The 26235-nt window shown below is 62.9% G+C and carries 27 protein-coding genes; 5 read left to right on the top strand and 22 right to left on the bottom strand.

Translation table 11 applies throughout. From position 1 onward, the window contains the following. Positions 1-16: 16 nt before the first annotated feature. Positions 17-655, top strand: a complete 639-nt coding sequence (locus HRU92_RS17770) for a tetratricopeptide repeat protein (RefSeq protein ID WP_172122407.1) — start codon at positions 17-19, stop codon at positions 653-655. 145 nt (positions 656-800) lie between these two features. Here the strand turns inward: HRU92_RS17770 and HRU92_RS17765 are convergent, their stop codons facing one another. From HRU92_RS17765 to HRU92_RS17730, 8 genes are all read right to left on the bottom strand, one after another. Further along, positions 801-1808: a type II secretion system F family protein gene (locus HRU92_RS17765; RefSeq protein WP_127751984.1), complete on the bottom strand. Its 1008-nt coding sequence runs from the start codon at positions 1806-1808 to the stop codon at positions 801-803. A 24-nt stretch (positions 1809-1832) separates the two neighbouring features. After that, positions 1833-2807, bottom strand: coding sequence for a type II secretion system F family protein (locus tag HRU92_RS20900; RefSeq protein WP_127751983.1), 975 nt, complete (start codon positions 2805-2807; stop codon positions 1833-1835). A 3-nt stretch (positions 2808-2810) separates the two neighbouring features. Continuing rightward, positions 2811-4295, bottom strand: a complete 1485-nt coding sequence (locus tag HRU92_RS17755) for a CpaF family protein (protein ID WP_172122406.1) — start codon at positions 4293-4295, stop codon at positions 2811-2813. 39 nt (positions 4296-4334) lie between these two features. After that, positions 4335-5603 carry an AAA family ATPase gene (locus HRU92_RS17750; protein WP_173088808.1) on the bottom strand — a complete coding sequence of 423 codons (1269 nt, stop codon included), beginning with the start codon at positions 5601-5603 and terminating at the stop codon, positions 4335-4337. Between the two features lie 32 nt (positions 5604-5635). Continuing rightward, positions 5636-7051: a type II and III secretion system protein family protein gene (locus tag HRU92_RS17745; RefSeq protein WP_172122404.1), complete on the bottom strand. Its 1416-nt coding sequence runs from the start codon at positions 7049-7051 to the stop codon at positions 5636-5638. 12 nt (positions 7052-7063) lie between these two features. Further along, complete coding sequence (gene cpaB / locus HRU92_RS17740; RefSeq protein ID WP_172122403.1) at positions 7064-8017, bottom strand: Flp pilus assembly protein CpaB; 954 nt, start codon at positions 8015-8017, stop codon at positions 7064-7066. Between the two features lie 169 nt (positions 8018-8186). Beyond that, a complete protein-coding gene (locus tag HRU92_RS17735; protein ID WP_248305223.1) occupies positions 8187-8687 on the bottom strand; it encodes a prepilin peptidase in 501 nt (166 codons plus the stop codon). A gap of 248 nt (positions 8688-8935) precedes the next feature. Further along, a complete protein-coding gene (locus HRU92_RS17730; RefSeq protein WP_127751978.1) occupies positions 8936-9115 on the bottom strand; it encodes a Flp family type IVb pilin in 180 nt (59 codons plus the stop codon). 352 nt (positions 9116-9467) lie between these two features. On the opposite strand from HRU92_RS17730, the gene HRU92_RS17725 reads away from it, so the two are divergent. The 4 genes from HRU92_RS17725 (at position 9468) to HRU92_RS17710 (ending at position 11846) form a co-directional block, all read left to right on the top strand. After that, complete coding sequence (locus HRU92_RS17725; RefSeq protein WP_127751977.1) at positions 9468-9917, top strand: pilus assembly protein N-terminal domain-containing protein; 450 nt, start codon at positions 9468-9470, stop codon at positions 9915-9917. 112 nt (positions 9918-10029) lie between these two features. After that, positions 10030-10596, top strand: coding sequence for a TadE/TadG family type IV pilus assembly protein (locus HRU92_RS17720; protein ID WP_172122402.1), 567 nt, complete (start codon positions 10030-10032; stop codon positions 10594-10596). Next, positions 10596-11162 carry a TadE/TadG family type IV pilus assembly protein gene (locus HRU92_RS17715; protein WP_172122401.1) on the top strand — a complete coding sequence of 189 codons (567 nt, stop codon included), beginning with the start codon at positions 10596-10598 and terminating at the stop codon, positions 11160-11162. The genes HRU92_RS17720 and HRU92_RS17715 overlap by 1 nt, the downstream gene beginning before the upstream one ends. Before the next feature lie 63 nt (positions 11163-11225). Next, positions 11226-11846 (top strand): HAD family phosphatase, encoded by a 621-nt coding sequence (locus tag HRU92_RS17710; protein ID WP_127751974.1) that lies wholly within the window; start codon positions 11226-11228, stop codon positions 11844-11846. 20 nt (positions 11847-11866) lie between these two features. Here the strand turns inward: HRU92_RS17710 and HRU92_RS17705 are convergent, their stop codons facing one another. The 14 genes from HRU92_RS17705 to HRU92_RS17640 form a co-directional block, all read right to left on the bottom strand. Further along, entirely contained in the window at positions 11867-12262 is a 396-nt protein-coding gene (locus HRU92_RS17705; RefSeq protein WP_172122400.1) for a VOC family protein, read from the bottom strand. After that, the gene (gene upp / locus HRU92_RS17700) at positions 12263-12907 is read right to left on the bottom strand and encodes a uracil phosphoribosyltransferase (RefSeq protein WP_127751972.1); all 645 of its coding nucleotides are present in this window, start codon (positions 12905-12907) and stop codon (positions 12263-12265) included. A 4-nt stretch (positions 12908-12911) separates the two neighbouring features. After that, a complete protein-coding gene (locus HRU92_RS17695; RefSeq protein ID WP_172122399.1) occupies positions 12912-14144 on the bottom strand; it encodes a phosphopentomutase in 1233 nt (410 codons plus the stop codon). Positions 14145-14149: 5 nt separating this feature from the next. Then, positions 14150-15484, bottom strand: a complete 1335-nt coding sequence (gene deoA / locus HRU92_RS17690; RefSeq protein WP_173088806.1) for a thymidine phosphorylase — start codon at positions 15482-15484, stop codon at positions 14150-14152. 17 nt (positions 15485-15501) lie between these two features. Beyond that, entirely contained in the window at positions 15502-17880 is a 2379-nt protein-coding gene (locus HRU92_RS17685; RefSeq protein WP_172122397.1) for an aldehyde dehydrogenase family protein, read from the bottom strand. Positions 17881-17899: 19 nt separating this feature from the next. Further along, complete coding sequence (locus HRU92_RS17680) at positions 17900-18319, bottom strand: hypothetical protein (RefSeq protein ID WP_172122396.1); 420 nt, start codon at positions 18317-18319, stop codon at positions 17900-17902. A 1-nt stretch (position 18320) separates the two neighbouring features. Further along, positions 18321-19310, bottom strand: a complete 990-nt coding sequence (deoC, locus tag HRU92_RS17675) for a deoxyribose-phosphate aldolase (protein WP_172122395.1) — start codon at positions 19308-19310, stop codon at positions 18321-18323. Beyond that, positions 19307-20101 (bottom strand): purine-nucleoside phosphorylase, encoded by a 795-nt coding sequence (locus HRU92_RS17670; protein ID WP_172122394.1) that lies wholly within the window; start codon positions 20099-20101, stop codon positions 19307-19309. Before HRU92_RS17670 ends, deoC begins: the two co-directional genes overlap by 4 nt. A 194-nt stretch (positions 20102-20295) precedes the next feature. Further along, complete coding sequence (locus HRU92_RS17665) at positions 20296-20706, bottom strand: cytidine deaminase (RefSeq protein WP_127751966.1); 411 nt, start codon at positions 20704-20706, stop codon at positions 20296-20298. Between the two features lie 28 nt (positions 20707-20734). Then, the gene (locus HRU92_RS17660) at positions 20735-21703 is read right to left on the bottom strand and encodes an ABC transporter permease (RefSeq protein WP_172122393.1); all 969 of its coding nucleotides are present in this window, start codon (positions 21701-21703) and stop codon (positions 20735-20737) included. A 3-nt stretch (positions 21704-21706) separates the two neighbouring features. Then, positions 21707-22837 (bottom strand): ABC transporter permease, encoded by a 1131-nt coding sequence (locus HRU92_RS17655; RefSeq protein ID WP_127751964.1) that lies wholly within the window; start codon positions 22835-22837, stop codon positions 21707-21709. Beyond that, positions 22834-24429, bottom strand: a complete 1596-nt coding sequence (locus HRU92_RS17650; protein ID WP_172122392.1) for an ABC transporter ATP-binding protein — start codon at positions 24427-24429, stop codon at positions 22834-22836. Before HRU92_RS17650 ends, HRU92_RS17655 begins: the two co-directional genes overlap by 4 nt. A 12-nt stretch (positions 24430-24441) precedes the next feature. Further along, a complete protein-coding gene (locus HRU92_RS17645) occupies positions 24442-25446 on the bottom strand; it encodes a BMP family ABC transporter substrate-binding protein (protein WP_172122391.1) in 1005 nt (334 codons plus the stop codon). A gap of 176 nt (positions 25447-25622) precedes the next feature. Then, positions 25623-26099, bottom strand: a complete 477-nt coding sequence (locus HRU92_RS17640) for an SRPBCC domain-containing protein (protein WP_172122390.1) — start codon at positions 26097-26099, stop codon at positions 25623-25625. Between the last annotated feature and the right edge of the window lie 136 nt (positions 26100-26235).

Here is a 26235-nt window from a genome sequence, read left to right as displayed (position 1 = left end):
AGCGGGAGTGCCCGCAGTGCAGAGTCAGCAGGGCCTGGGCGAACTGACCGAGCGCTACAAGCGCCAGCCCAAGGACAAGAACCTCATCATCCAATATGCCGCCGCGCTGCGCGATGCGGGCCAAAGCGGGCAGGCCGTGGCCGTGCTGGAAGCGGGGATGACGCATCACCCCACCGATACCGAAATCACCATCGCCTATGCCAAGGCGCTGACGGCCGATGGGCGCTTTACCCAGTCGCTGGCAGTGATCGACAAGGCCATCCGCCCCGATGCGCCGGACTGGAATGCACTGCTGGTCAAGGGCGCAACGCTGGACCAGCTGGGACGCAATGAGGAGGCGCGGCGGCTTTATACGCAAGCCCTGGCCCTCGCCCCCGGGGAAGCCCCGATCGAGGCCAATCTGGGCCTGTCCTATGCCATGACCAATGAACTGCCCCGGGCCGAGCAGCACCTGCGCCGCGCCGTGACCATGCGCGGTGCCAATACCCGCGTGCGGCAGAACCTGGCGCTGGTTGTGGGCCTGCAGGGCCGGTTCGACGAAGCGCGTGCGCTTTATGCCGCCGAATTGCCGCCCGAGCAGGTGGAAAGCAACATGACCTATGTGCGCTCGCTGCTGACCCAGCAGAATCGCTGGGAACGGGTCGGGCGGGGCTGAGGCTTGAGCCGAGCTGGCGCTTGCGGGGCGCTACAAGCTGCGATCGAGCGGGAGCGACGGGCTGCGCTCGCGCTGGAGCGACGAGCTGCGCTCGCGCTGGAGCGACGAGCTGCGCTCGCGCTGGAGCGATAAGCCGTGCTTGCGCTTACATCCCCGTGTTCATCGGGGTGGCAAAAACCTTGATCATGGCGGGGGCCAGGATGACGACGAACAGCACGGGCAGGAAAAACAGGATCAGCGGCACGGTGAGCTTGGGGGGCAGCGATGCCGCCTTTTTCTCGGCTTCCGACATGCGCGATTCGCGGCCTTCCTCGGCCATGACGCGCAGGGCCTGGCCAACGGAGGTGCCGTAGCGATCAGCTTGGATCAGCGCGGTCATCACCGAACGCACATTGTCGAGCCCGGTGCGGCGCCCCAGATTTTCATAGGCGCGGCCGCGATCTTCGAGAAACGACAATTCAGCGGTGGTGAGGGTCAGCTCTTCAGCAAGCTCGACGCTTTGCTGGCCGATTTCCTTGGCCACGCGCTTGAAGGCATGTTCCATCGACATGCCCGCTTCCACGCACAGCAGCAGCAGATCGAGGCAATCGGGCCAGGCCTTGCGGATGGAGGCCTGGCGCTTGGAGATGGCGTTCTGCAGCAGCAGCTTGGGCAGGTAGGAGCCCGCCAGCCCCGCGCCGATGCTGTAAAGCAGGCTGAGATAAACCGGCCGTTCGGGCGAGGGGGCCATGACAAAGAAGTAAAAACCCACCAGCACGAAAATGCCGATCGGCGTGGCAAAGCGCATGAACAAATGGGTGGTCAGGTGCCCCTGCCCGCGATAACCGCCCATGGCGAGCTTGTCGACGGTGGCATCGTCCTGGAACGCTTTTTTGAGGTCGAACCGCTCCACCACCTTTTTCATATAGGTTTTGGTTTCGGCATTGCGGCGAATGGAGGAGCGGCCATCGCTTCCCAGCGCGCTGCCGCGCAGCCGCGCCATCTCCTCGGCGCGCATCTTGTCGCGTTCCAGCGCCACGCGCTTGATGCGGGTCTTCATCTCCGTCTTGACGATCAGGCTCGAGCCAAAGGTGAACACCACCGCAGCCGCGGAAACCGCGGCCAGCACGGCAATCAGGAATTCGCGCTGGGTCAAAAGCTCGACAATGTTCACAACAGCACGTCCTTGCCCAGGAGTTTAGAAATCGAACTGGATCATCCGGTTCATCACGAAGACGCCGAATGAGAGCATCACAAAGGCGACGCCCAGCCACATATTGCCGAGCGGCGTGGTGAAAAGCGGCGCCAGATAAGCGGGCGACACGACGCTGACCAGCGTGGCCACGACGAAGGGGAGCGAGCCGATGATCCCCGCCGAAGCCTTGGCTTCGGACGACATCGCCTTGACCTTTTGCTTCATCTTCTTGCGGTTGCGCAAAACGCGGGCGAGGTTCCCCAGCGCTTCGCTCAGATTGCCGCCCGCCTGTTGCTGGACGCTGATCACCACCACAAAGAAGTTGACCTCGGCCAGGGGTACGCGCTCGAGCAGCACCTGCACCGCGTCGGTCATCGACATGCCAAAGCTTTGCTGGTCGAGCACGCGCTGGAATTCGGACTTCACCGGCTCCTTGGCGTCCTTGGCAACCACGCGGATGGAATCGTTGAGCGGCAGGCCGGTCTTGACGCCGCGCACAATGGCTTCCACCGCGTTGGGCAGTTCATCGAGGAACTTGTCCTGGTATTTGCGGCGCTTGCGGCTGACATACATGCGCGGGCCGAGATAAGCGCCCGCCACGGCAAAGATCGCGGCGAAATAAAACGGCACCTGCACCAGAACCAGCAGCAGGAAGATGATCACGCCGGCGATGATGCTGTTGCGGATAAAGGTCGCTGGCTTGATGGTCATGCCGGCCTGGAACAGCAGCTGCGGCAGGTGCACGCGCTTTTTGGCGTTGAGGGCATCGGTCTGGCTCTTGAGCGCGTCCTGCACGCTTTTGCGGCGCTGGTCCCGCACGCGGGCGCTGTCGGTCGCAAGGCGCGTACCCCGGTCGACCTTGAATGCGGCGCGGCGCTTGGCGGCCCTGCGGCTACTCCCCAGTGCCGAAGGCACCAAGGCAAAGCCTGCGGCGCCGACCGCCACCATAGCCAGAAGAGCAAGCAGGAGCGCGTTCACCGGCTATGCCCCCAACAGCTCGTTCTGCTCGACATTGGCGTTTTCCAGCGCCTCGATCAGATTGGCTTCTTCGTTGAAATAGCGGGCGCGCTCGCTGAACTGGGGCTTGGTGATGCCGGTGGAGCGGTGGCGCCCCAGCAGCATGCCGTTCTGATCTTCGCCCATGATGTCGTAAAGGAAGATGTCCTGGGTCACGATCACATCGCCTTCCATCCCCAGCACTTCGGAAATATGGGTGATGCGGCGCGAACCATCGCGCAGGCGCGCGGCCTGCACGATCACGTCGATGGACGACACGATCATTTCGCGGATGGTGCGGCTGGGCAGCGAATAGCCGCCCATGGTGATCATGGATTCAAGACGCGACAGCGCTTCACGAGGGCTGTTGGCGTGCAGCGTGCCCATGGAGCCGTCATGGCCGGTGTTCATGGCCTGGAGCAGATCGAAGCTTTCGGGGCCACGCACTTCGCCCACGATGATGCGTTCGGGCCGCATACGCAGGCAGTTCTTGATGAGATCGCGCATGGTGATCTCTCCTTCCCCCTCGAGATTGGGCGGGCGGGTTTCAAGGCGCACCACATGGGGCTGCTGCAGCTGCAGTTCGGCGGAGTCCTCGCAGGTGATGACCCGCTCGTCCTTTTCGATGAAAGCGGTGAGGCAATTGAGGAGAGTGGTCTTGCCCGAGCCGGTACCGCCCGAGATCAGCACATTGGCGCGCACGCGGCCCAGGATGCGCAGCACTTCGGCGCCTTCGGGTGAGATCGAGCCATATTTGACCAGCTGCTGAAGGGTCAGCTTGTCCTTTTTGAACTTACGGATGGTGAGCGCAGCCCCGTCGATGGCGAGCGGGGGCGCAATGACGTTGACGCGCGAGCCATCGGGCAAGCGGGCGTCGCAGATGGGGGAGCTTTCATCAACGCGCCGGCCGACCTGGCTCACGATGCGCTGGCACACATTCATCAGATGGGCGTCGTCGCGAAAGCGCACATTGGTGAGCCGCACCCGGCCGCCCACTTCGATATAGCATTTCTGGGAGCCGTTCACCATGATGTCGGCGATGTCGTCGCGCGCCAGCAAGGGCTCGAGCGGGCCATAGCCCAACACGTCGTTGCAGATATCCTCGAGCAGGTCTTCCTGCTCGGAGATCGACATGATGATGGATTTCAGCGCGATGATCTCGGCGACGATGTCGCGAATTTCCTCTCGCGCCGCGTCCTGGTCCATGGTGGCCAGTTGCGACAGGTCGATGGAATCGATCAGGGCGTTGAAGATGGCCGACTTGGTGGCGAAATATTCCTTGTCGCGCTGCGCATCGACCGGGGTGCGCACATCAACCACCTCCTCGCCGCGAAGGCGCATTGCGGCAGCCTCGTCGCTGGCCCGGCGCACCGGATCGGAACGGACGGGCGCACGCTCGGGCGGCCGGGCCGGCGGGGCTACATTGACGCCGGGAGTATTGCCGCCAAAGGATGTACGCTTACCAAACATGCTCGTTGTACCGTTCTAGCCAGCGCTTGCCAAAGCGCCTCAGGCTCGCTTTTTCAGGAATGAAGGCATTTTGAGGCCGGAGGACTTGCCCGCCCCGCCCGGTGCCTGCCGGCCAGTGACGTGCAGGCCGACGGCGCGGAACACTTCGTTGATCTTGTTGTTGGCCGAGACCTCGGCGATCATCTGCCCATTATTGGCTGCCGTGCCGAAGAGAGCCGCATCAAACGGCACCTGGCCCAGTAGCTGGCATTCGATGGAATCGGCGAATTCACTGGCGCTGATCTCGGGCCGGCGCGGCAGGCCGACCTTGTTGAGCACAAGGCTCGGGGCACTTTCGGTGGGGCGCAGCGCCTTGATGGTGTCGGACAGGTTCTTGGCGTTGCGCAGGTTGGCGAGATCGGGCTCGGCGACGATCACCACCTCGTCGATGGTTGCGAGCGTGTGGCGCACCCAGGCGCTCCAGCTATGGGGAATATCGAGCACCACCACCGGCATGGACGACTGGCACATCTCGATGATGCCTTCGAACTCGCGTTCTTCGAAATCATAGGTCTGGTCGAGGGTGACCGGTGCGGTCAGCAGGTTGATGTGGTTGGCCGCCTTGCTCATCAGGCGATCCAGCATGGTCTGGTCGACCTTCTGGTTGGCCAGCAGCGCATCGGCGAGCCCATGGGGCGGATCCTGGTTGAAGTTGAGCCCGGCGGTGCCAAAGGCCAGGTCCATGTCAACGATCAAGGAATCCTGGCGCAGCGTCTGGGACACCATCCAGGCGACGTTATGGGCGATGGTAGATCCGCCGGCGCCACCCTTGGCCGACACAAAGCCCACAGTGCGCCCGATCGGGGCGGCGCCATCGGAGGCAAAGAGTTCGGTGATGGCGCCGACAATGGTCTGGGAGGTGGCGGGCAGGACGATATATTCCGATACGCCGGAGCGGATCAGCTCGCGATAAAGCATCACGTCATTGACATGGCCCAGAACGACTAGCCGGGTGGAGGCATCGCATACTTCGGCCAGACGCTCCAGTTCGCGCGAAATCTCGGCGGGCTGGAGGGTGGTTTCGATGATGACCAGATTGGGCGTAGGGTTGGATTTATAGGTTTCCACTGCCCCATCGAGCCCACCATTGTGAGTGGTAAGGGCCACCTTGGACATGCGCCGGTCGTGAATGGCGCTTTCCACCAATTGGGCGGTCTGGCTGTTTTCGCAAAAGGCCTGGATGGTGATGCGCGGAATGAGGCGAGCGCCCGAGGCGATCTCGGCCGCACCTTCTTCGATCTTGCGGGGCTCGGGGGTCAGAAAACTCATAACACTATTCTCCTTTGGCGCCTGCTGCCGCATCAATCGAGCATGAAGCCGACCGAGCCGCTGAAGCCGCCCCGCATTTCGGCGCGACCGCCGACGCCATACATTTTTTCCATCTTGCCCAGGAAAACCGCCTCGGCATCGCTGGCCGGTTCGCTGAAATCGGTGGGCACGGCAATGGTGCCGTGGGTGGGCTGCACCAGGTATGGCGTGACCAGGATCACGAGTTCGGTTTCCTGGCTTTGGTACTGACGCGAGCGGAAGAGCGCACCGAGGATCGGGATATTTCCCAAACCGGGCATCTGGTTGATGCCTTGGCTGACCCGCTCCTGCAGTAGCCCGCCGATCGCGAGGGTGGTTCCGGCAGGCAGCTCAATGGAGGTGGAGGCGCCGCGCTTGCTCAGCGAGCCGTCGGTCTGCGGCTCGGACACGCTGGTTTCGACCTTGAGGCCAATCTGACCGTTAGACTTAACGATCGGGGTGAAATCAAGCTCGACACCATAAGGCTTGTAGTTGGTGATGCGGCGGCCGTCATCGTCGAGATCGTAATAGGGCAGTTCGCCACCGGCGAGGAAATTGGCAGTTTGGCCCGATATGGCGGTCAAGGTTGGCTGAGCCAGAATCCGCAAGGCACCGCGGGTTTCAAGGGCACGGATTTCGGCATCGATATTCACATTGGCGATGGGGAAGTTGCCCGTCGCCCCATTGGTGGTGAAGTTGGTGCCAGCAGTGGTGTTGTTGAAGCCAAGATTGACCCCGCCAATCACCGCCGTTCCGGCCAGATTGATCCCCAATTCCTTGGCGGTGTTGCGGTTGATCTCGGAGACGGTGACCTGCAGCATGACCTGCTGGGCGCCCGCCACATCGATGATGTTGGCGACGTTCTTGGGATCACCAGCGAACTGAATTGCCACTTCCAAGGCACGATCTCGGTCCTCGGCGGATTGCACCGTGCCGGTCAGCACGACGCGATTGACCTCTTCGCCGAGTTGGCCGAGGGTAACGGACTCAACCTGGATATTGGAACCTGGGATGACGCGGGCCAGGGCGCCTTCCAGGGCGTTGCCGACCTGGGAGGGCTCTTCGAGCACCTTGATGTCGAGCACGCTAATGGTGCGGCCTTGGTCATCGAGAAAGAAGATGTTGGTATCGCCACCACCGATGCCCTGGACGATGGCGCGGGTGCGGGTGCGCATGATCGCCGCGGCCACGGTGGGCTGGGAGACGATCACTTCGGCGACTCCGGCCGGCAGGTCGACGATCAGCGATTTGTTGAGAGCCACGGTGGTGGAGCGAACCGCGCCATAAGCCGCTGCAGAGATGCTGAGTTGAGCGTCCTGGGCCTGCACCGGAGCGGTTGCGGCCGAGGGGATCAGCAGCGCCGCGCAAAGCGTAGGCAAGAGGCAACGGCGAAGGGCAGAGCGGGAAAAACGGGCGGCGGGGCTGATCATGGTTTTCACCGCTTACTGGAGCACGACCGCGGGGGGCGCGGAGGCTGCGGGCTCTGGTTGGCTGACGGCGGCCGGCACAACAGCCGGCAGAGCCGCATTGGGCTGAGTGGATTCCGGAACAGCGACGCTGGGCTGCGCCTGAGTGTTGCCCGACATAACACTTTGCTCGCGGCCGAAGCGGATCAGGCGAACGGTCTGGCTGCTGCCCACCGAAGTCGCGGCTTCGTTGAAATCGGCCATCGAGCGCAAGGTCAGCGACAACTCGCCCTGACCGGTGGAATTGACGAGGGTTTCGGCCTGGGAAGGATCAAGCTCCAGCGTGGCGATGGTGGCGTTCTCGAAGGCCTGGCCCTGGGTGCCCGATCCCGAGCCGGATTGGGCCGGATCGCTTTGGGTGCCGGCGCCGGTAACGCCCACTTCGCCAAGGCGCGTGCCGATGGCGAGAACGCGCACATTGGGCAGCACCACTTCGGAGACCTGCCCCATTTCGGTGGAGCGGGTCAGGAGCACATCGACATGGTCATTGGGCACAATGAAGCCCCCCGCGGCAGTGGCGGGTGCGACCGGCACCGACACGCCGCGCTTGCCGGATGCCAGAACGGCCGAGAGATAGCCCTGCCCCGTGGTGACCAACTTTTCCTGGCGGATGGGTTCACCCGGGAAGAACTCGAACCGCGCGACGGCGCCAGTCAGCTCTTCGGGCGCCTGCGGCATGGCGGAAATGGTGACGTATTCGGGCCGGATGGCGCTTTCGGGCCAGTCCTGCCATTGCACGGCCGCGCTGGACAAGCGCTCGCCGACACCGATGGGAGCGGCCGCCACCAGGATTTGCGTTTTGGTTTCAGCCGGCGCTGCCTGGGTAACCACCTGGGGGCCGGGCTGTTCGCCGCCCCGCATGACCAGGAATGCTGCAAGACCACCGGCGATCAACGCTACCAGCAACAGAATCAGACGCGCCGGCCTCATTGCCTACTCCGCTTGGTGGAGGGACACGGTTGGTCCCTTGATCCACCAAACAATGAGGCCAAAGGGTCAAAGTTTGGTTAAAGGAAGCTTGGCAATCGGAGTTAACGGGCTGCTAAGACTTGCATAATGCAAAGACGAGCAGTGTTGAGCGACGTGCTCAACTGAAGACTCAGGATGCGAGGCGCTCGAATATAGCGGAATTGGAATAAACCAAGAGACCCGCCATGGCCAATGCGACGCCATAGGGCACCCCTGACTTGCTGTCATGCAGCCGCTCGAGCCACTCGAAACGGGCCAGAAATGGCGTGAGCGGCAGTCGGCGCAGGGACAGAATCGCAAGGGTCAGGGCGCCCCCGAGCAGGGCGGCATAGACCAGGTAAGGCAGAGTCAGCCCCACGCCGAGCCACAGCGTGGTCGCTGCCGCCAGCTTGGCGTCTCCGCCACCGATCCAGCGCATTGCAAAGAAGGCAAAGCCGACCACCAATACGGCGAGGGCGCAGGCGATATGCATCGCCACGAGTTCAAGAGGTAGGCCAATGGCGAACGCCGTCGGCGCAAAACCCGCGACCAGCAGGAGCACCAGCTTGTTAGAAATGCGCATGGTCAACAGGTCGGACGAAGCCGCAAATGCCATGGCAAAGGGGAAAAACAGCAGGGCAAGCGTGGACAAGGAACCTGTCTCCAGTAATCGGGCTAGGCCCGCCGACACCGAGCATCGCAGATCATACTAACTCCTCTGAGCGCGGTTAGACGAGCACGGGCCAGCGGACATGCGCACACACTGTTGCAACAAGGAATGCTAACGGAAAGCGGCAAGGCACTCGGGTGCCGAGGCGAATAGCCTGCAGAACCAGGCCTAGCCACGATGAAGGGGAGGGGCAACTTGCTCCCTCCCCTCTGGCAATTTCGCAGCAGGAATTACGCCGCTGGAGCAGCAGTCGTCAGGCGTCCGGAGATTCTGCCAAATAACGCGGCCAAATCGGTACCCAGCGTGGTAGCTGCAGCAATGATTGCCACGGCGATCAGTGCGGCGATCAGGCCGTATTCAATAGCCGTCGCGCCGGACTCGTCCTGTGCGAAACGTGCGAAAATGTTCATTCCCAAGCTCCTTGCTCTCGTCATCGGGGTGACGCCATCGAGTGACAGGCCACGCATCGAACATGGCCCTAAACTATTCGGCAGCTGTTGAAATTGAGTTAAACGAAAGAGAACCCAAGTCGCGGGTTTGCTTATGATGATCAAGACCCTAACGGAAAGACTTGCATTTGAAGCAAGCAATGCAAGTCGCAAGTAGAGCTTGAATTTTGCTTTATTGCCCAGGTCCGCCGGCAGTAAGTTGGGTCAGGTGCAAGAACGCAGGGCCTCGAGTGGCGCAAGAACAGGTTCGTTCTCCCTTTATTTACCAATCTCGGTAACTCTAGCGGCATTGTACCCGAGTCCGGACCTGCCCATGCGCTCCCGTGTCGCCGCCTGCCTGGCTGCCTTGTTCGCCCTTGCCCCCCTGCCCGCTCTCCAGGCGGCGGAAACGGGGCCGATCAGCGTCAGCGTCAACATGGCCCGGGTGCTGCGCATCAGTGCGCCGGCGGCCACGGTGATCGTGGGTAATCCCGGCATTGCCGATGTGACCATTCAGGATTCCAAGACGCTGGTGTTGACCGGCAAGAGCTATGGCCAGACCAACCTGATCATCCTCGATAATGTCGGCAACCCGATCGCGGACACACTGATCGATGTGGTGCAGATGAGCTCGGGCGTGGTGACGGTGTATCAGGGCCTGCAGCGCACGAGCCTTGCCTGCGCGCCGATCTGCCAGCCCACCATAATGCTGGGCGACCAGAATGAGTATACCGCCAATACGCTGGCGTCCTCGCAGCTGGTCGGCACCGGTACCGGCAACTAAGCCAGTTTAGCCCCGCTTAACCATCCGGGCGAAGCTTCGTTGCCGAACCCTCGATCCTAACCATGGCTTAGGGGTACAGGCTTATTGTCTCGTTGCTAAAGCGAGCACCGCGATGATCCCAACCCTTCTTGCGCCCATTGCACGAGCCAGGCGCCTGCGCGCAGGCCGTCGCTTTGCCGGCGACAGCCGGGGCGCCGTCGCGGTGGAGTTCGCCCTCCTGGCCCTACCCTTTTTTGCAATCATCGCGGCCATTCTGCAGACCTCGCTGGTGTTCCTGTCCACCCAGGTGCTGGAAAGCGCGGTGCAGGATGCGTCCCGTTTGATCCGCACCGGTCAAGCCAAGACTGCCGGTTTTGACACGGCGCGGTTTCGTACCGAGGTGTGCAGCCGGCTGTACGGGCTGTTCCCCGATTGCGCCGGGCTGCATATCCGCGTGTCAACGGTAACAAATTTCACATCGGCGACAACGACGTCCCCGGTTGACCCCAACTGTACCACCGACTGCGAATGGACTGTCCCCTCCGGCTACGATGGCGGCAACCGATCCGATGTGGTGATGGTGCAAGTCTATTACAAATACCCAATCTTAGTGGACATTGGTGGGCTGGGCCTCGCCAACCTGCCGCAGAGCCAGCGCTTGCTGGGTAGCACGACAGTGTTCAAGAACGAGCCGTTCTGATGAAGGCCTGGCAAAATCTCTCGCAACTGATCATCCGCTGGCGTCAGGACAATCGCGGAGCTGCGGTGGTGGAATTTGCCCTCATCCTGCCAATCATGCTGGTCCTATATGCTGGCTCGATCGAAGCCAGTACGCTCATCACCATGGATCGCAAGGTACAGTCGACCGCCGGCGCCGTTGGCGACCTCGTGGCCCGCTCAGATGACGTGATCAGCACCACTCAGATCAACGACTATTTTCAGGCTGCTTCGAGGATACTTGCCCCATATTCAGCAGCTAACCTCAAGCAGGTAGTAACCTCGGTGCAGATCCGGGCGGACGGAACGACGCGGGTAGATTGGTCCCTCGGTTTTAACGGAGGAACCCCGCACGCCGTCAACGCCAGCATCGAGTTGCCAAACGCCATAAAGGACATCGTGCGCAACAAATATATCATCGTTGCCGAGGCATCTGCCCCGTTTGTGCCCATGTTCGACCTAGTCTTCCAGCAGGATATTCCCCTTTACCGCCAGAGCTTTTTCATGCCCCGGTTCCAGGGCGATCGCATCCAGTGTCAGGGCTGCTAGCTCGCTTGCACGACCCCCGCCGTCGTGCCACAAGCCGGCATCTGTCCACAGCCGGAAATTGCCATGACTGATACCCTCATCCCCGTGTTCGACATTGGCGGGGTCTTTGTGGACTGGAACCCCATGTATCTGTTCCGCAAGCTCTTTGAGAGCGAGGAAGATGCATTGTGGTTTCACCAGAATATCTGCACGCCCGACTGGAACTTGGAATTCGATGCCGGCACGCTTTACTCCGAAGGCGTCGCCAAGCTCGTGAGCCGGTTCCCCCGCTATTGGCGCGAGATCCAGGCGTTCGATCACCGCTGGACCGAAACCTTTGGGCCGATGATCCAGGGCACGATCGACATCCATGACGAGTTGATCGAGCAGGAGATCCCGACCTTCGCCATCACCAACTTTTCCTGGGAAAAGTGGATGACGCGGCTGGGGGAATGGCCGTTCCTCGAAAAGTTCGACGGGGTGATTGTTTCGGGGCTCGAAGGCCTCGTAAAACCCGATCCACGCATTTACCGCGTGTTCTGCGAACGCTATGGAATGGCGCCGGAAAGCTGCGTCTTTATCGATGACAGCGAGCCCAATGTGGTGGCGGCGCGCAAGTTCGGCATGCAGGCCATTCATTTCCAGTCGGCCGAAGACACGCGCCGCGAACTCATTCAGCTTGGCCTGCCGCTGCGCGAGCGCTGAGCGGCAGACCCGAAGCGGGGCTAGCCGAAGCGGCGGCCCCGCTCGATCACCTCGATCTTGTAGCCATCAGGGTCGGTGGCAAAAAAGAAACGCGCCACGAGCGTGTCGCCGTTCTTGAAATCGACGAGCTTGCCGACCGTAATGCTCTCCGCCTGGAAGCGCTGGTGCTCGGCATCGAGATCGTCCACCACGACGGCGAGATGACCATAGCCATCGCCCAGCTGATACGGCTCGGTGCGCCCTTTGTTGATGGTCAGTTCCAGCTCGAAGGCAACATCATCGCCGCGCAGGTAAACCAGGGTGAAATCGGGAAAATCGATCCGCTCGGCGATGTCGAGCCCAAAGGCACGGCGGTAAAACTCTACCGAGCGCTCCTCGTCGAGAACGCGGATCATGGTGTGAACGAGCTTGGCCATTTATTTGGTCCCGTACATGCGATCGCCGGCGTCGCCAAGGCCGGGCACGATATAGCCCTTGTCGTCGAGATGGCTGTCGATTGAGGCGGTGAACACCGGCACATCGGGATGGGCCGCGGTGAACCGCTTGATGCCCTCGGGCGCCGCGAGCAGGCACAAAAAGCGGATATTGTTGGCGCCGCGCTCCTTGAGCTTGTCGATGGCGGCCGTCGCCGAATTGGCGGTGGCCAGCATGGGATCAACCACGATCACCAGGCGATCGGCCAGGTTCGAGGGCGCCTTAAAATAGTATTCGACGGGCTCTAGCGTTTCATGGTTGCGATAAAGCCCGATATGGGCGACGCGAGCAGCTGGGACCAGGTCGAGCATGCCTTCGAGCAGGCCATTGCCGGCGCGAAGGATCGAGGCGAAAACCAGCTTCTTGCCCTTGATGGTGGGCGCATCGATCCTTTGCATCGGGGTTTCGATCGAGACCATTTCAAGCTCGAGATCGCGCGTGACCTCATAGCAAAGCAGCAGCGAAATCTCCCGCAGCAGCCGCCGGAAACTGGCCGTCGAGGTTTCCTTGTCGCGCATGATCGTGAGCTTGTGCTGGATCAGCGGGTGATCAACCACGGTGACGTTGCTGGGCAGGACATCGGTCATGGGATCACCTGAAATTGGGGGAAAGAAAGCTGCTGCCGTGTCGCCCCGGCGGCAGGGAAAGCCACTGGGCAAGGCTTTCGCCAATATCGGCGAAGCTGGGTCGGATGCCAATCTCGCCTGGCGAGAGCGCTGGGGAAAACACCAGAATGGGGATTTGCTCGCGCGTGTGGTCGGTGCCCGGCCAGGTCGGGTCATTGCCGTGATCGGCGGTGAGGACGAGGAGGTCATCGTGGCGCAGGGCCGCGATCAGCTCGGGCAGGCGCGCATCGAAATATTCGAGCGCTGCGGCATAGCCCGCGACATCGCGGCGGTGCCCGTATTCGCTGTCGAAGTCAACGAAATTGGTGATGACCAGCGCGCCCTCGGGCGCCATTTCCATTGCCTCGAGCGTGCGGTTGAACAATTGGGGCAGCCCGGTCCCCTTAAGCTTGTGGGTGACCCCATGGCCGGCATAGATGTCGGAAATCTTGCCGATGGCGTAAACCGCGTTGCCGGCCTCGGCATTGCGGTCGAGCAGGGTCGGTTCGGGCGGGGCGATGGCGAAGTCGCGCCGGTTGCCGGTGCGCTTGAAGCTGCCGCGATCCTCCCCGACAAAGGGGCGGGCGATCACCCGGCCGATCTGGAGCGGCGCGGTCAGCGCAAAGGCGGTCTGGCACAGTTGGTAGAGCCGATCGAGGCCGAAATGGGTTTCGTGCGCGGCGATCTGGAACACCGAATCCACCGAGGTGTAGCAGATGGGCATGCCGGTACGGATCGACTCTTCGCCCAGTTCGGCAATGATCTCGGTGCCCGAGGCGTGCTTGTTACCCAAAATACCGGGCAGGCCTGCCTGCTCGATAAGGGCAGCCGTCAGCTCGGGCGGAAAGCAGGGCTCGGTCGCGGGAAAATAGCCCCAGTCGAAGGGCACGGGCACCCCGGCGATTTCCCAATGCCCGGATGGCGTGTCCTTGCCCTTGGAGACTTCCCGGCCCACGCCGAAACGACCGCCGCGCGGTGTCGCGGACAACCCGGGCGGCACAGTGCCGGTGGAGAGCCGGACGGCGGCGCCGAGGCCCATGGCGTCGAGATTGGGCAGGCGCAGCGGGCCGCTGCGAAGGGCCGGGCGGTCGGCTTTGCCAGCGGCGGCATATTCGGCGATATGGCCCAGCGTATTGGCGCCCTCGTCGTCATAGGCCGCCGCATCGGGCGCGCCGCCGATGCCGACGCTGTCGAGAATGCAGAGAATGGCGCGGGGCATGGGCGTCAGGTCCTTGGGGTAGCGGGCGGCGGCAGCACGGCGGCGATCAGCGGCTGATCGGGCGCAGTTTCGCCCAGGCGGTAGGCAGCAACAAGGCGGCGTTCGGCCTCATCAGCACTGGCGGCGTCGCGGGCATGCAGGCGGGCGATGGGGGTGCGGTTATCCACCCTGGCGCCAAGCGGCAGCAGGTGGTCAAAGCCGACGCGATGATCGATCGTTTCCCCCGGCGATGTACGCCCGCCGCCTAATGCCACCACGGCCATGCCGACGCCTCGGGTATCGATGCTGGCCACAACACCCTCTTCCGGCGCAAACACGTCGCGCACCAGCGGTGCCGGAGCGAGATGGCGGTCCATTTGCTCGACGAAGTCCGTCGGTCCGCCCAGCGCCGCCACCATGCGGCTGAAGCGTTCGGTGGCGCGCCCGCTGGTGAGGGCTCCCTCGGCCAGTTCGAGCCCCGCTGCCTGGTCGGGCACCACGCCGCTCAGTTCCGCAAGGGCGGCGGCAAGGGCGAGCGTCACCTCACGCAGGCGAGCATCCTGGTGCTTGCCGGTGAGGAAATCGACAGCATTGCGCATTTCGAGCCCATTGCCGGCCGCGCTGGCGAGGGGCTGGTTCATGTCGGTGATCAGCGCTGATGTGCGCAGCCCTGCCCCATTGGCGACATCGACGAGGCTTTGCGCCAGTTCGCGCGATTGTTCGAGCGTCGGCATGAAGGCGCCCGAGCCGGTCTTGACGTCAAGGATCAGGGCCCCCAAACCGGCCGCCAGCTTTTTCGAAAGGATGGAGGCGGTGATGAGGGGGACCGACTCCACCGTGCCGGTGACATCGCGAATGGCGTACAGCGTCTTGTCGGCAGGGGCGAGATCGGCGGTCTGCCCGATCACGGCGCAGCCCACCTCGCGCACCACCCGGCGGAAAAGCGCATTGTCGGGGCTGGTGGAATAGCCGGGAATGGCATCGAACTTGTCGAGCGTGCCCCCGGCATGGCCGAGCCCGCGCCCCGAAATCATCGGCACGAACATGCCCATGGCCGCCAGGATGGGCGCCAGCATCAGGGACACATTGTCCCCCACTCCGCCGGTGGAATGCTTGTCGGCTACCGGCCCATCGAGATCGGACCAATCGAGCACGGTGCCGCTGTCGCGCATGGCCAGGGTCAGTGCTACCCGCTCGGGCATGTCCATGCCGCGGAAATACACCGCCATGGCCAACGCCGCCGCCTGGGCATGGCTGACCGAACCATCGCCAAGGCCGGCAATGAAACGGGCAATGTCAGCGGGCGGCAGAGCCCGGCCGTCGCGCTTGCCGAGGATGATTTCCTGGGGGAGAAAGCTCATCTACGAACCCTCCCCGCTCACGCCCCGTATGGGATCCAGACATTTTTGATCTGGGTGGCTTTGGCGAGGAAGTAGTCGCCGGCGAATTTTTGTGCGTCGGTGAAGTCGAAGCGGCGGCCGCTTGTGGTCCAGGTTTGCTTGAGATTGCCGGCCGAAACCTTTTCGAGGAGGGCAGAGGCTTCCGCCGAGCCGCAGAACCAGAGGGCGTCGACGCCGTGGTGTTCGGCCAGCGTTTTGCCCAGGCTCTCGCCATTGCCGGTGACGATGTTGACGACCCCTGCCGGAACGTCCGAGGTTTCGAGTACCTGGTAGAGGTCGGTGACGCTGAGCGGCGCAGGGGCGGATGGCACCAGCACCACAGTGTTGCCCATCGCAATGGCCGGGGCGAGCAAGCTCACCGCCCCCAGCAGCGGTTGCTCGGCCGGCGCGACAATGCCCAATACGCCGATGGGCTCGACCATGGCGGCAGCGACGGCCCGTGTGGGCGGATTGTGGATGGCGCCATCATATTTGTCGGCCCAGCCGGCAAAGGCGAAGAGCCGCTCGATGCTGGCGGCCACTTCGGCTTCACCATCCCCGCCGGTTTGCGCCGCGATGCGGCGGGCAAATTCGGCGCGGCGGTAGTCGAGGTTTTCAGCGAGGAAATAAAGGATCTGCGCGCGATTATGAGCGGTCGTATTGCTCCAGCCCAGCGCCTTGCGCGCTGCTTCCACGGCGTTGCGGATATCCTTGCGATTGCCTTCGCCCACTTCGCCAATCAGGCTGTCATCGGTGCCATGAACGGGCAGCGAATAGCCGCTATCGGGGCGGGCCTGCTTGCCGCCGATATAAAGCTTGGCCGTCTGGTCGAGGCTGTCGAGCGGATTGGCGGATGGCCGCGCCGGTGCTTCGAGCGGCTCGGCATCCGGGGCAGCGGCGAGCGGCAATTCGTGTTCCCAGGCGGGGCGCAGATAGCTTGCCATGCCTTCGCGCCCGCCTTCGCGACCAAAGCCGGATTCGCGCACGCCGCCAAAGCCCACGGCCGCATCGAACTGGTTGGTGCCGTTGATCCACACCACGCCCGCCTTAAGTTTTGGGGCAATATCGAGCGCCAGATTGATGTTCTCGCTCCAGATCGTGGCAGCGAGGCCAAATTGGGTGTTGTTGGCCAGCGCCACTGCCTCCTCGGGCGTCCGGAAGCTCATCGCCACCAGCACCGGCCCGAAGATTTCTTCGGCCACCAGCGTATTGGCGGGCGAAACATTGGTGACCAAGGCGGGCTTGAGGTACGCGCCCTTGGCGGGCAGTTCGCCCTCGGCCTCGAAGACTTCGGCCCCCTGGGCGATGCCCTTGGCCATCAGCTTGCGGACGCGCTCCACCTGCACCGGGTCGATCATGGCGCCCACATCGATGGATTTATCGAGCGGATCGCCGAGGCGCAGCGTGGCCATGCGCGTCTTGAGCTTCTTGATGAAGCGCTCGGCGATGGATTCCTGCACGAGCAGCCGCGAGCCGGCACAGCAGACCTGGCCCTGGTTGAACCAGATCGCGTCCACGAGCCCTTCGGCGGCGCTGTCGAGATCGGCATCGTCAAAGACGAGGTAGGGGCTCTTGCCCCCCAGCTCGAGCGAAAGGCCCTTGCCCGAACCGGCAGTGGCGGCGCGGATGGCCTTGCCCACTTCGGTCGAGCCGGTAAAGGCGATCTTGTCGATGCCGGGATGGGCGACGATCGCCTGGCCCGTGTCGCCGGCGCCAGTGACGATGTTGACCACGCCCGGTGGCAGGCCGACCCTCTCGCAGATTTCGGCAAACAAGAGGGCCGTCAGCGAGGTGAATTCGGCCGGCTTGAGCACCACAGTATTGCCGGCGGCGAGAGCCGGCGCGATCTTCCAGGCCAGCATCAGCAGCGGAAAATTCCACGGGATGATCTGCCCGCAAACGCCATAGGGCACCTGGCCTGGAAAGCTGCGCGCGGCATGCTGGGCCCAGCCGGCATGATGGTAGAAATGGCGCGCCACCAGGGGAATATCGATGTCGCGCGATTCCCGGATCGGCTTGCCATTGTCGAGGGTTTCGAGCACGGCAAACAAGCGCGCATGCTTTTGCACCGCGCGCGCCAGCGCATAGAGATATTTGGCGCGCTCAAAGCCTGAAAGCGCGCTCCAGCGGGGGAAAGCGGCGCGGGCGGCGCCCACGGCGGCGTCCACATCTTGAGCGGTGCCGGGGGTGATCAGCGCAAGGGGTTCGCCCGTCGCCGGATTATGGGTGGGGAAGGTCGTCCCCGGCGCGGTCCACTGCCCAGCGATGAAGTGACCAAAGCGTCTGTTGTGCCTATCGAGCCAGGTGATCGCGGCATCGGCGGCTTCGGGAGCAGGGCCGTAGTCGAGGGTTTCGAAGATTTGCGCGATCTTGTTCATAACTGGCGTCCCCTTCTGGCTAGCCGCCGCGTTGTACGTCTTGCGAAAGTGCCTTGCGTCGTTCCGGATCAGAAATGCTTTCGGCACAGAACATTGCGACGAGGCGCCCTGCACTGTCCGGGCCGAACCACATTTGGTGTTGATCGAACCAAACGGGTACCATTTCCACTTTGCTACACCCAAAGTCCACCCAGCAAAAATAGGCGCCTTTGAACTGAAAGCCGGCTTGTTCTTCCATGAGTTCAAGGCGACAGGTCGTGACTGCTACCTTGTCCGCGATGGTGGGAGCAGGCACGGCCTCGAACTGCTCTCCCAGGAAGCTGGCCACCGCGTTTGGTGCCGGATGGAAAGCACCGTCATCCGGAAGCAGTATGGGCTGTTGAACGCTTGCAGCTACCAGCGGCCACAGCGATACCAACTTTGGAAGGAACGGGAACATCTCACACCATCGGCTGGCGATAATCCGCGGCGTAGTGCCCGGTTACGCCATGCTCGAGCTGGCGCTCGATATCGGTGAGCAGGCTCGAAGCGCCGAAGCGGAACAGATGCGGCTGCAGCCAATGGGTGCCCAGCTCTTCTTTCATCAACGCCATATAGGCCAGCGCGTCCTTGGCCTGGGAAATGCCGCCGGCCGGCTTGTAGCCGATCTCGATGCCGGTTTCCTCGGCAAACCAGCGGATCATGCGGATCATGGCCAGCGAAGTCACGAGATTGGCGTTGGTTTTTTCCTTGCCGGTCGAGGTCTTGATGAAATCAGCGCCAGCCAGCATGCAGACGAGCGACGCCTTGGCAATATTGGTGAGGGTTGCCAATTCCCCGGTGCCCAGAATGGTCTTGATATGGGCGTCGCCACAAGCCTGCCGATAGGCGCGGATCTGATCGTAGAGCCCCTGCCAGTCGCCCCTGAGCACGGTGCCGCGCTCGATGACGATGTCGATTTCCCGCGCCCCATCGGCAACGGAAAGCTCGATTTCGCGCAGCTTGGTTTCAAGGGGCGCAAGACCATGCGGAAAGGCGGTGGATACTGCCGCCACGGGAATGCCGCTGCCTTCGAGCGCGTGCACGGCCGTGGCGACAAAGCTATGGTAGACGCAGACTGCGCCGGGCACGATGCGCAGCTTTTCCGCGCCCAGGCGCTTGAGAATTTCGGGGCGCACCGGCTGGCGCGCCTTGGCGCAAAGCCGCTCCACCCGCGCGGGCGTGTCATCGGCATTGAGCGTCGTCAAATCGAGCAGCGTGATCGCCTTGAGCAGCCAGGCGAGCTGATAATCCTTTTTCACCGTGCGGCGGGCGCCGATCGTGCCGGCCCGGCGCTCGAGGGCGGACCGGTTCATCACCGTTCTTTCCACCCAATCGAGATCGAGGGTGAAGCCGGGATTGCGGCGATGCACCGGGGCGGTTGGTTGCTGGTTGACGACCCTCAGGCTCATAGTTCCTCCACCAGCGCGGGGATCAGCTGCTTGAGCTTGTCCGCGCCCGCAACGGCCATGGTCTTGGTGTGCTCATGGCTGATGTTCTCGCTCGACAGGCCCGCGCCCATATTGGTGATCGAGGAGCAGGCCCACACCTTCATCCCAAGGAAACGCGCGAGGATCACTTCTGGTGCCGTGGACATGCCGACGGCCTGGGCGCCCAGGCGGATTGCCATCTGGATTTCGGCTACAGTTTCAAAGCTCGGGCCGGAATACCAGAGATAAATGCCCTCGCCCAAATGCAGCCCCCGCCGCTCCGCAATGTCCATGGCCTTGGCGCGCAGCTCGGGGGCATAGCAATCCACCATATTGGTGAAGCGCCGGTCGGTGGCCTCCCCGATCAGCGGGTTCATGCCGGCATAATTGATGTGATCGGAGATCATCATCAGATCGCCCGGGCGCAGGCGCTCATCGATCGAGCCGGCCGAATTGGTCAGCAGCAGGGTGTGCGCGCCGAGCTCCGCCATGGTTTCAAGCGCCGGGCGCATGGCGGCGGCATTGCCATGCTCATAATAATGCTCGCGCCCGGTCAGCACCGCGATGCGCTTGCCGCCCATCGTGCCGATCAAGAGGTCACGCCCATGGCCCGAAACGCCGCCACCCGGAAAGCCCTTGAGCTCGCTATAAGGGATGGCGATGGCGTCCGCCAACTGCTCGCCAATCGAGGACAGCCCCGAGCCCAGCACAATGGCGGCGCTGATGGGTTCCTTGCCCGCGATCTGGCGAATGGTCTTGGCGGCTTTGGTCATGGTTTTGGTCTCGTTTTTGGTTTTTTATATGTGGCGGGTTTGGTGCGGGACCTAAACCCCTTCCTGGCCCTACTTAAGGGAAGGGACACACATTCTTGGCTGAGCGAAGCGGAACACAAGGCGGGCGGCTCCTGCCCTCCCACCCCTCAAGGGGGAGGGGACGCAGGCAACCAGACCCCGCCTTCCCAAAAAACTCACTTCGGCAGGTATTCTGGCCCGAAACTGTGCGGCAGCAATTGTTCGAGCGTCGTCAGCAGCGGCTCGCCCTCGACGCCATGCGAGATCACCGTGACATCGAGATCGGCAAATTCGCGGATGCGCTGGCGACAGCCGCCGCAAGGGGTGACCGGCGCGGCCCCAGGGCCCGTCACATAGATGCGGGCAATGCGCTTGCCGCCCCCGGCGATCATCGCGGCAATGGCCGAAGCTTCGGCGCAATTGCCGACGGGGTAAGCTGCGTTTTCGATGTTGCAGCCGCTATAGATCTGCCCGTCATCGGCGAGGATTGCCGCGCCCACCGTAAAGCGGGAATAGGGCGCATAGGCCTTGGCGCGGATGGCTTCTGCGGCCTGGAACAGCGCCTCGTCGGTGGCATCGCTCAGCATGGCAAGGGTCCTTTCGGGGGCAAGAAAGCTAGCGCTCCTTGGTATAGGCCACGCCGCCCGCCTTGGGGCCCACGGCCTTGCCGATAAAGCCCGCGAGCAGCACCACGGTCAGCACATAGGGCAGCGCCTGGATGGCCTGCACCGGCACGACGCCGATGATCGGCAGCTCGAAGTTCTGCAGGCGGATCTGCAGCGCGTCGAGGAAGCCGAACAGGAGGCAGGTGAACATGGCGGGCACCGGCTTCCACTTGGCAAAGATCAGCGCGGCGAGCGCGATATAGCCCTTGCCGGCCGTCATGTTGTTGCCGAAACCCGAGCCCTGGGCGATGGAGAAATAAGCGCCAGCGAGCCCGCAGAGCACCCCGGTGATCAGCACGGCCTGGAAGCGCAGCTTGTTGACCGAAATGCCGGCGGTATCGACCGCCTTGGGGTTTTCGCCGACCGCCCGCAGGCGCAGGCCAAAGCGGGTGCGATACAGCACATAGGCGGTGACGGCCACCATGGCGAAGGCGACATAAACCAGGATGTAGTGGCCCGAGATCAGGTCGGCATAGATGGGGCCGATGATTGGCACCCCGGACAATTCACGCGCGAAAGGCAGCTCGATCGTGCCGAAGCGCCCGCTCGGCGGCAAGGCCGGGGTGCGGCCGCCCTGGCGGAACCATTGCTGCCCGAGAAAGGTGGTCAGCCCCGCCGCCAGCATGTTGATGGCGACGCCCGCGATCAGCTGGTTGCCCTTGAGGGTAATGGCGGCGACGCCCTGCAACAGGGCGGTCGACACCGAAACCAGCGTGCCGGCGAGCAAGCCCAGCCAGACCGAGCCGCTGACGGCCGCGACGGCGGCGGCGGCAAAGGCGGCCGCCAGCATCTTGCCTTCCAGGCCGATATCGAAAATGCCGGCCCGCTCGGAATAGAGGCCGGCAAGGCACGCCAGCAGCAGCGGGGTCGAGAGGCGCAGCGTCGCATCGAGAATGGACAGAACGGCCGAGATATCCATGGCTCAGCTCTCGCTCGAAACGGTGGAGCGCGCGGCCGCTTCGGCGCGCGATTCCGGGCTGATGAGGAGAAAGCTGCGTTGCAGGGCGGGCCGAAACAGGCCTTCCATGGCACCGGTAAAGAGGATCACGAGGGCCTGGATGATCACCACCACGGTGCGATCGAGCCCCGAAATCACATATTGCAGCTCGTTGCCGCCCTGGTAGAGCGCCCCGAACAGGAGCGCGGCCAGCGCAATGCCCAGCGGATGGTTGCGCCCCATCAGCGCCACGGCAATGCCGACAAAGCCGGCATCGGCGACGAAATCGAGCACCAGCCGGTTCTGCACGCCCAGCACTTCGTTGAACGCCACCATGCCCGCCAGCGCGCCCGACAGGGTCATGGTGATAATGATCATCTTGCTGTTGGAAATGCCGGCATAGCGCGCGGCGGTGGGGTTCTGCCCCATGGTGCGCAGGGCATAGCCAAAACGAGTATGCCAGATCAGCACGTAAACGGCGACGAGCGCCAGCAGCGCGATGCCAATGGAGAGATTGACCGGCGTATAGTTGAAGGGCTCAAAGAACTGCCCCAGCTTGGGCATGCGCCCGGCTTCGGCGATCATGCGGGATTCCGGGCCCGATACATTGGCGGGCTTGAGGACGCGGTTGAGCATGTAGATCATCAGCGCCGAGGCGATGAAATTGAACATGATGGTGGTGATCACCACATGGCTGCCGCGCTTGGCCTGCAGATAGCCCGGAATAAACGCCCAGGCCCCGCCAAACAGCGCTGCTGCCAAGAGCGCCACGGGCGCCACGATGAGCCAATGGGTGGTATCGAGCGCGGTGGCGGCCAGGATCACGCCGAGCCCGGCGACATAGGCCTGCCCATTGGCGCCGATATTGAAGAGCCCGCCATGGGCCGCCAGCGCCACGGCCAGCCCCGTGAAGATGAAGTTGGTGGTGTAATAAAGCGTATAGCCGATATTGTAGCCATTGCCGAAGGCGCCGGTCACAATGGCCCAGAGCGCCACGAACGGGTTCTGCCCGATCAGCAGCAGCACGATGCCCGACACGATGAAAGCCAGCACGAGATTGAGCACCGGCAGCAGGGCAATATCGGCCCAGCGCGGCAATGGCCGAAGCGCACTCATTGGGCGGCCTTTCTGTCGGTGACGCCGGCCATCATCAATCCAAGTTCGCCTTCGGTGGCGGTGGCGGGATCGGCTTCCCCCACGATCTGGCCGTCAAACATCACGAGGATGCGGTCCGACAGCGAGCGGATTTCGTCGAGCTCCACGGAAACGACGAGGATCGCCTTGCCGGCATCGCGCATCCTGATGATCTGGTTGTGGATGAATTCAATGGCGCCGATATCGACGCCGCGCGTGGGCTGGCCCACCACCAGCACATCGGGATTGCGCTCCATTTCGCGCGCCAGCACGATCTTTTGCTGGTTGCCGCCCGAAAACAGCGCCGTCTTGAGGTTGATGTCGGGTGGGCGCACGTCGAAAGTGGCGATGCGCTCGGCCGCGTCGCGCTTGGCGGCGGCAATATCGAGCAAGGGTCCGCGCCCATAGGCGGGATCGTCCTGGTAGCCGAGAATGGCGTTTTCCCATTCGGCAAAGCTCGTGACGAGACCCATGCGCTGCCGGTCCTCGGGCACATGGGCGAGGCCCGCGGCCCGGGCGCGCGCCGCGCCATCATCGCCGCGCAGGGACAGCGGCTTGCCATTGAGGATCACCTCGCCTGCGCGCTGGTCGCGCATGCCGGTGACGGCCTCGAGCAGTTCGGTCTGCCCATTGCCCGACACCCCGGCAATGCCGACGATCTCGCCGGCCCGTACGGAAAAGCTGACATCCTTAACCCGCACAATGCCCAGATCGTCGGCAACGACGAGGTTGCGCACCTCAAGCAGGGTCTTGCCGGGATGAGCGGGGCCCTTTTCGATGCGCAGCAAGACGCGGCGCCCGACCATCAGCTCAGCGAGCTGTTCGGGATTGGTGTTCCTGGTGGGGAGCGTCGCCACCATTTCGCCGCCGCGCATCACCGAAACATTGTCGGTGATGGCCATGATCTCGCGCAGCTTGTGGGTGATGATGATGACCGTCTTGCCTTGGTCGCGCAGGGTTTGCAGCACCCGGAACAGGTCGTCGGCTTCCTTGGGCGTCAAAACGCCGGTGGGTTCATCGAGAATGAGCGTTTCGGCGCCGCGATACAGCGCCTTGAGGATTTCCACCCGCTGCTGCTGGCCAACCGAGATATCCTCGATCACCGCGTCCGGGTCGACCTCAAGGTCATATTCGGCTTCGAGCCGCGCCAGTTCCTTGCGCGCCCGCGCCAGGCTTGGGCGCAAAAACCCGGAATCCTCGGCGCCCAGCACCACATTTTCGAGCACGGTGAAGTTTTCCACCAGCATGAAGTGCTGGTGCACCATGCCGATGCCGAGCTGGAGCGCATGGCGGCTATCGGTGACGGCCTGCACCTGCCCGTTGACGCGGATCGTGCCGCTGTCGGCGGTGTAAAAGCCATAGAGGATGGACATCAGCGTCGACTTGCCGGCGCCGTTTTCCCCCACAATGCCGTGGATTGTGCCGCGCGCGACCTTGAGGTCGATGTCCTTGTTGGCATGGACCGGGCCGAAGCGCTTGTTGATCCCCTCAAGCTCGATGGCCCAGCCCGCTGCCGGGACGGGAACAGCGGCCGGGTCCGGCCGCTGTGGATTGGTGGGATCAATACCGCTCATTAGCGCAGGGCTTTACAGCGGGCAGTTGTTGTCGGTGGTGTAATCATGCACTTCGATCTCGCCTGAAGCGATCTTGCCCTTGAGCTCATCGAGCTTGGCCTGGTCTTCGGGGGTGATGAGGCTCTGGTTGTTCTCGTCGACGGCGTAATCGACGAAATCGCCCTCCAGACCCAGAATGGTGAGGCCCGGCTTGAAGGTGGCGTCATCGCCGCCATTGGTGAAGGCTTCCACGACGGCATTGTCGACGCGCTTGAGCATCGAGGTCAGCACCGAGCCGGGGTGCAGATAGTTCTGGTTGCTGTCGACGCCGATCGAATACTTGCCCTGGTCGGCCATGGTCTGCAGCACGCCGAGACCCGAGCCACCGGCAGCGGCAAAGATCACGTCGGCGCCGGCGTCGGAAGCGGCGGTCGCCAGTTCACCGGCGGTCACCGGGTCATTCCAGGCGGCCGGGGTGGTGCCGGTATAGTTTTCGATCAGCTTGATGTCGGGGTTCACCGCCTTGGCGCCCTGGGCATAGCCGCAATAGAATTTGTGGATCAGGGGCACATCCATACCACCCACAAAGCCGATCGTGCCGGTTTCGGACTTCATCGCCGCGAGCGCACCGACAAGGAACGAGCCGGTATGCTCGTCAAACAGGATCGACTGGACATTGGGAGCATCCACCACGGCGTCGATCACGACGAAATTGGTGTCGGGAAATTCGGCGGCGAGCGGGGCCAGCACCGATTCCCACATGAAGCTCATCACGACGATTGGGTTGGCGCCTTGGCTGGCGAAGCGGCGCAGGGCCTGTTCGCGCTGGGCGTCGTTTTGCAGTTCCAGTTCGAGATAGTTGCCGCCGGTGTCTGCCTTCCACTTCTCGGCGCCGTTATAGGCGGCCTCGTTGAAGGACTTGTCGAACTTGCCGCCCAGATCATAGATCAGTGCGGGATCAGCAAAGGCGGCACCCGAAAGCAGTGCGCTCAGCGCGATCCCGCCGGCCAGTGCCTTGATGGAGCTTGCAAACTTCATGAGGTCGTCTCCCTGTCTCGCAATGGAGCGTTGGCGCCACGCCCAACGGTGAATTCTCCCTGCGCTCTGGGGGGATACAATCGTGCAATCCCCTTGTCCGCAAGCAAAAAAGCAGCGCCTTCAATGATCTGAACAAAGATTGACCATGCCGCCGCTCCGGTAGGCGCGGCCGGCGGCTAACCCGCCTGCTCTGGCGGTGGCAGCGGAGTCACCGCGGCGCCCATCGCATCGCCGAAGCGGGCGAAAAAGCCATCGATGATCTTTTGCGCGGAGTTGCCAATAATCGCCTGTCCCAGGCGCATGAGCTGGCCCGAGGCGCCGCCGGTGGCGGTGAACACGAGTTCAGTCTGTTCGCCCCGGTCGGTCAGCACGATATCGGCCGCCCCTTCGGCGAGCCCTAACAGACCGCCCTTGCCGCGGCCCGTCAGCGTATAGCGCTCGGCCGGAACGATATTGGACAGGTTGAGCCCGCCTTTGAACACGGGATGCACCACGCCCAGATTGACCTTGATCTCGAGGTCGAGCGCTGTCGGGCCCGACCATTCGATGCGATGGCAGCCGGGAATGGCGGCTTGCAGCACCGCGGCGTCATTCAGGGCGAGCCAAACCACGGGACGGGGCGCAGCAATGAGATAACGGCCACCGAACTGCATCAGCGCATGCCCAGCGCGACGGGCGGAAAAATGGCAGCGCTGTGGCGAAAATACCGTGGTTTGCAAATGCTTTGCACTGTTTTTGCCCCTGCCCTTTACGTGCGGCTTTTTCGCACCAATATGGCCTAAATAGTCG

Source organism: Devosia sp. 1635, assembly GCF_013185955.1.
GTDB lineage: Bacteria > Pseudomonadota > Alphaproteobacteria > Rhizobiales > Devosiaceae > Devosia.
The sequence above is the reverse complement of the archived record's forward strand: the minus strand, read 5'-3'. Positions and strand labels throughout refer to the sequence as shown.

Excerpts from the sequence above, each read along its gene's own strand:
- HRU92_RS17725 (WP_127751977.1), top strand. The coding sequence starts at position 9,468 with ATGCGCTCCCGTGTCGCCGCCTGCCTGGCTGCCTTGTTCGCCCTTGCC.
- HRU92_RS17670 (WP_172122394.1), bottom strand. The coding sequence starts at position 20,101 with ATGACCAAAGCCGCCAAGACCATTCGCCAGATCGCGGGCAAGGAACCC.
- HRU92_RS17680 (WP_172122396.1), bottom strand. The coding sequence starts at position 18,319 with ATGTTCCCGTTCCTTCCAAAGTTGGTATCGCTGTGGCCGCTGGTAGCT.
- HRU92_RS17650 (WP_172122392.1), bottom strand. The coding sequence starts at position 24,429 with ATGAGCGGTATTGATCCCACCAATCCACAGCGGCCGGACCCGGCCGCT.
- HRU92_RS17705 (WP_172122400.1), bottom strand. The coding sequence starts at position 12,262 with ATGGCCAAGCTCGTTCACACCATGATCCGCGTTCTCGACGAGGAGCGC.
- HRU92_RS17750 (WP_173088808.1), bottom strand. The coding sequence starts at position 5,603 with ATGAGTTTTCTGACCCCCGAGCCCCGCAAGATCGAAGAAGGTGCGGCC.
- HRU92_RS17655 (WP_127751964.1), bottom strand. The coding sequence starts at position 22,837 with ATGAGTGCGCTTCGGCCATTGCCGCGCTGGGCCGATATTGCCCTGCTG.
- HRU92_RS17720 (WP_172122402.1), top strand. The coding sequence starts at position 10,030 with ATGATCCCAACCCTTCTTGCGCCCATTGCACGAGCCAGGCGCCTGCGC.
- HRU92_RS17685 (WP_172122397.1), bottom strand. The coding sequence starts at position 17,880 with ATGAACAAGATCGCGCAAATCTTCGAAACCCTCGACTACGGCCCTGCT.
- HRU92_RS17730 (WP_127751978.1), bottom strand. The coding sequence starts at position 9,115 with ATGAACATTTTCGCACGTTTCGCACAGGACGAGTCCGGCGCGACGGCT.
- HRU92_RS17660 (WP_172122393.1), bottom strand. The coding sequence starts at position 21,703 with ATGGATATCTCGGCCGTTCTGTCCATTCTCGATGCGACGCTGCGCCTC.
- HRU92_RS17645 (WP_172122391.1), bottom strand. The coding sequence starts at position 25,446 with ATGAAGTTTGCAAGCTCCATCAAGGCACTGGCCGGCGGGATCGCGCTG.
- HRU92_RS17715 (WP_172122401.1), top strand. The coding sequence starts at position 10,596 with ATGAAGGCCTGGCAAAATCTCTCGCAACTGATCATCCGCTGGCGTCAG.
- deoC (WP_172122395.1), bottom strand. The coding sequence starts at position 19,310 with ATGAGCCTGAGGGTCGTCAACCAGCAACCAACCGCCCCGGTGCATCGC.
- deoA (WP_173088806.1), bottom strand. The coding sequence starts at position 15,484 with ATGAGCTTTCTCCCCCAGGAAATCATCCTCGGCAAGCGCGACGGCCGG.
- HRU92_RS17745 (WP_172122404.1), bottom strand. The coding sequence starts at position 7,051 with ATGATCAGCCCCGCCGCCCGTTTTTCCCGCTCTGCCCTTCGCCGTTGC.
- HRU92_RS17665 (WP_127751966.1), bottom strand. The coding sequence starts at position 20,706 with ATGCTGAGCGATGCCACCGACGAGGCGCTGTTCCAGGCCGCAGAAGCC.
- HRU92_RS17695 (WP_172122399.1), bottom strand. The coding sequence starts at position 14,144 with ATGCCCCGCGCCATTCTCTGCATTCTCGACAGCGTCGGCATCGGCGGC.
- upp (WP_127751972.1), bottom strand. The coding sequence starts at position 12,907 with ATGACCGATGTCCTGCCCAGCAACGTCACCGTGGTTGATCACCCGCTG.
- HRU92_RS17640 (WP_172122390.1), bottom strand. The coding sequence starts at position 26,099 with ATGCAGTTCGGTGGCCGTTATCTCATTGCTGCGCCCCGTCCCGTGGTT.
- HRU92_RS17710 (WP_127751974.1), top strand. The coding sequence starts at position 11,226 with ATGACTGATACCCTCATCCCCGTGTTCGACATTGGCGGGGTCTTTGTG.
- HRU92_RS17755 (WP_172122406.1), bottom strand. The coding sequence starts at position 4,295 with ATGTTTGGTAAGCGTACATCCTTTGGCGGCAATACTCCCGGCGTCAAT.
- cpaB (WP_172122403.1), bottom strand. The coding sequence starts at position 8,017 with ATGAGGCCGGCGCGTCTGATTCTGTTGCTGGTAGCGTTGATCGCCGGT.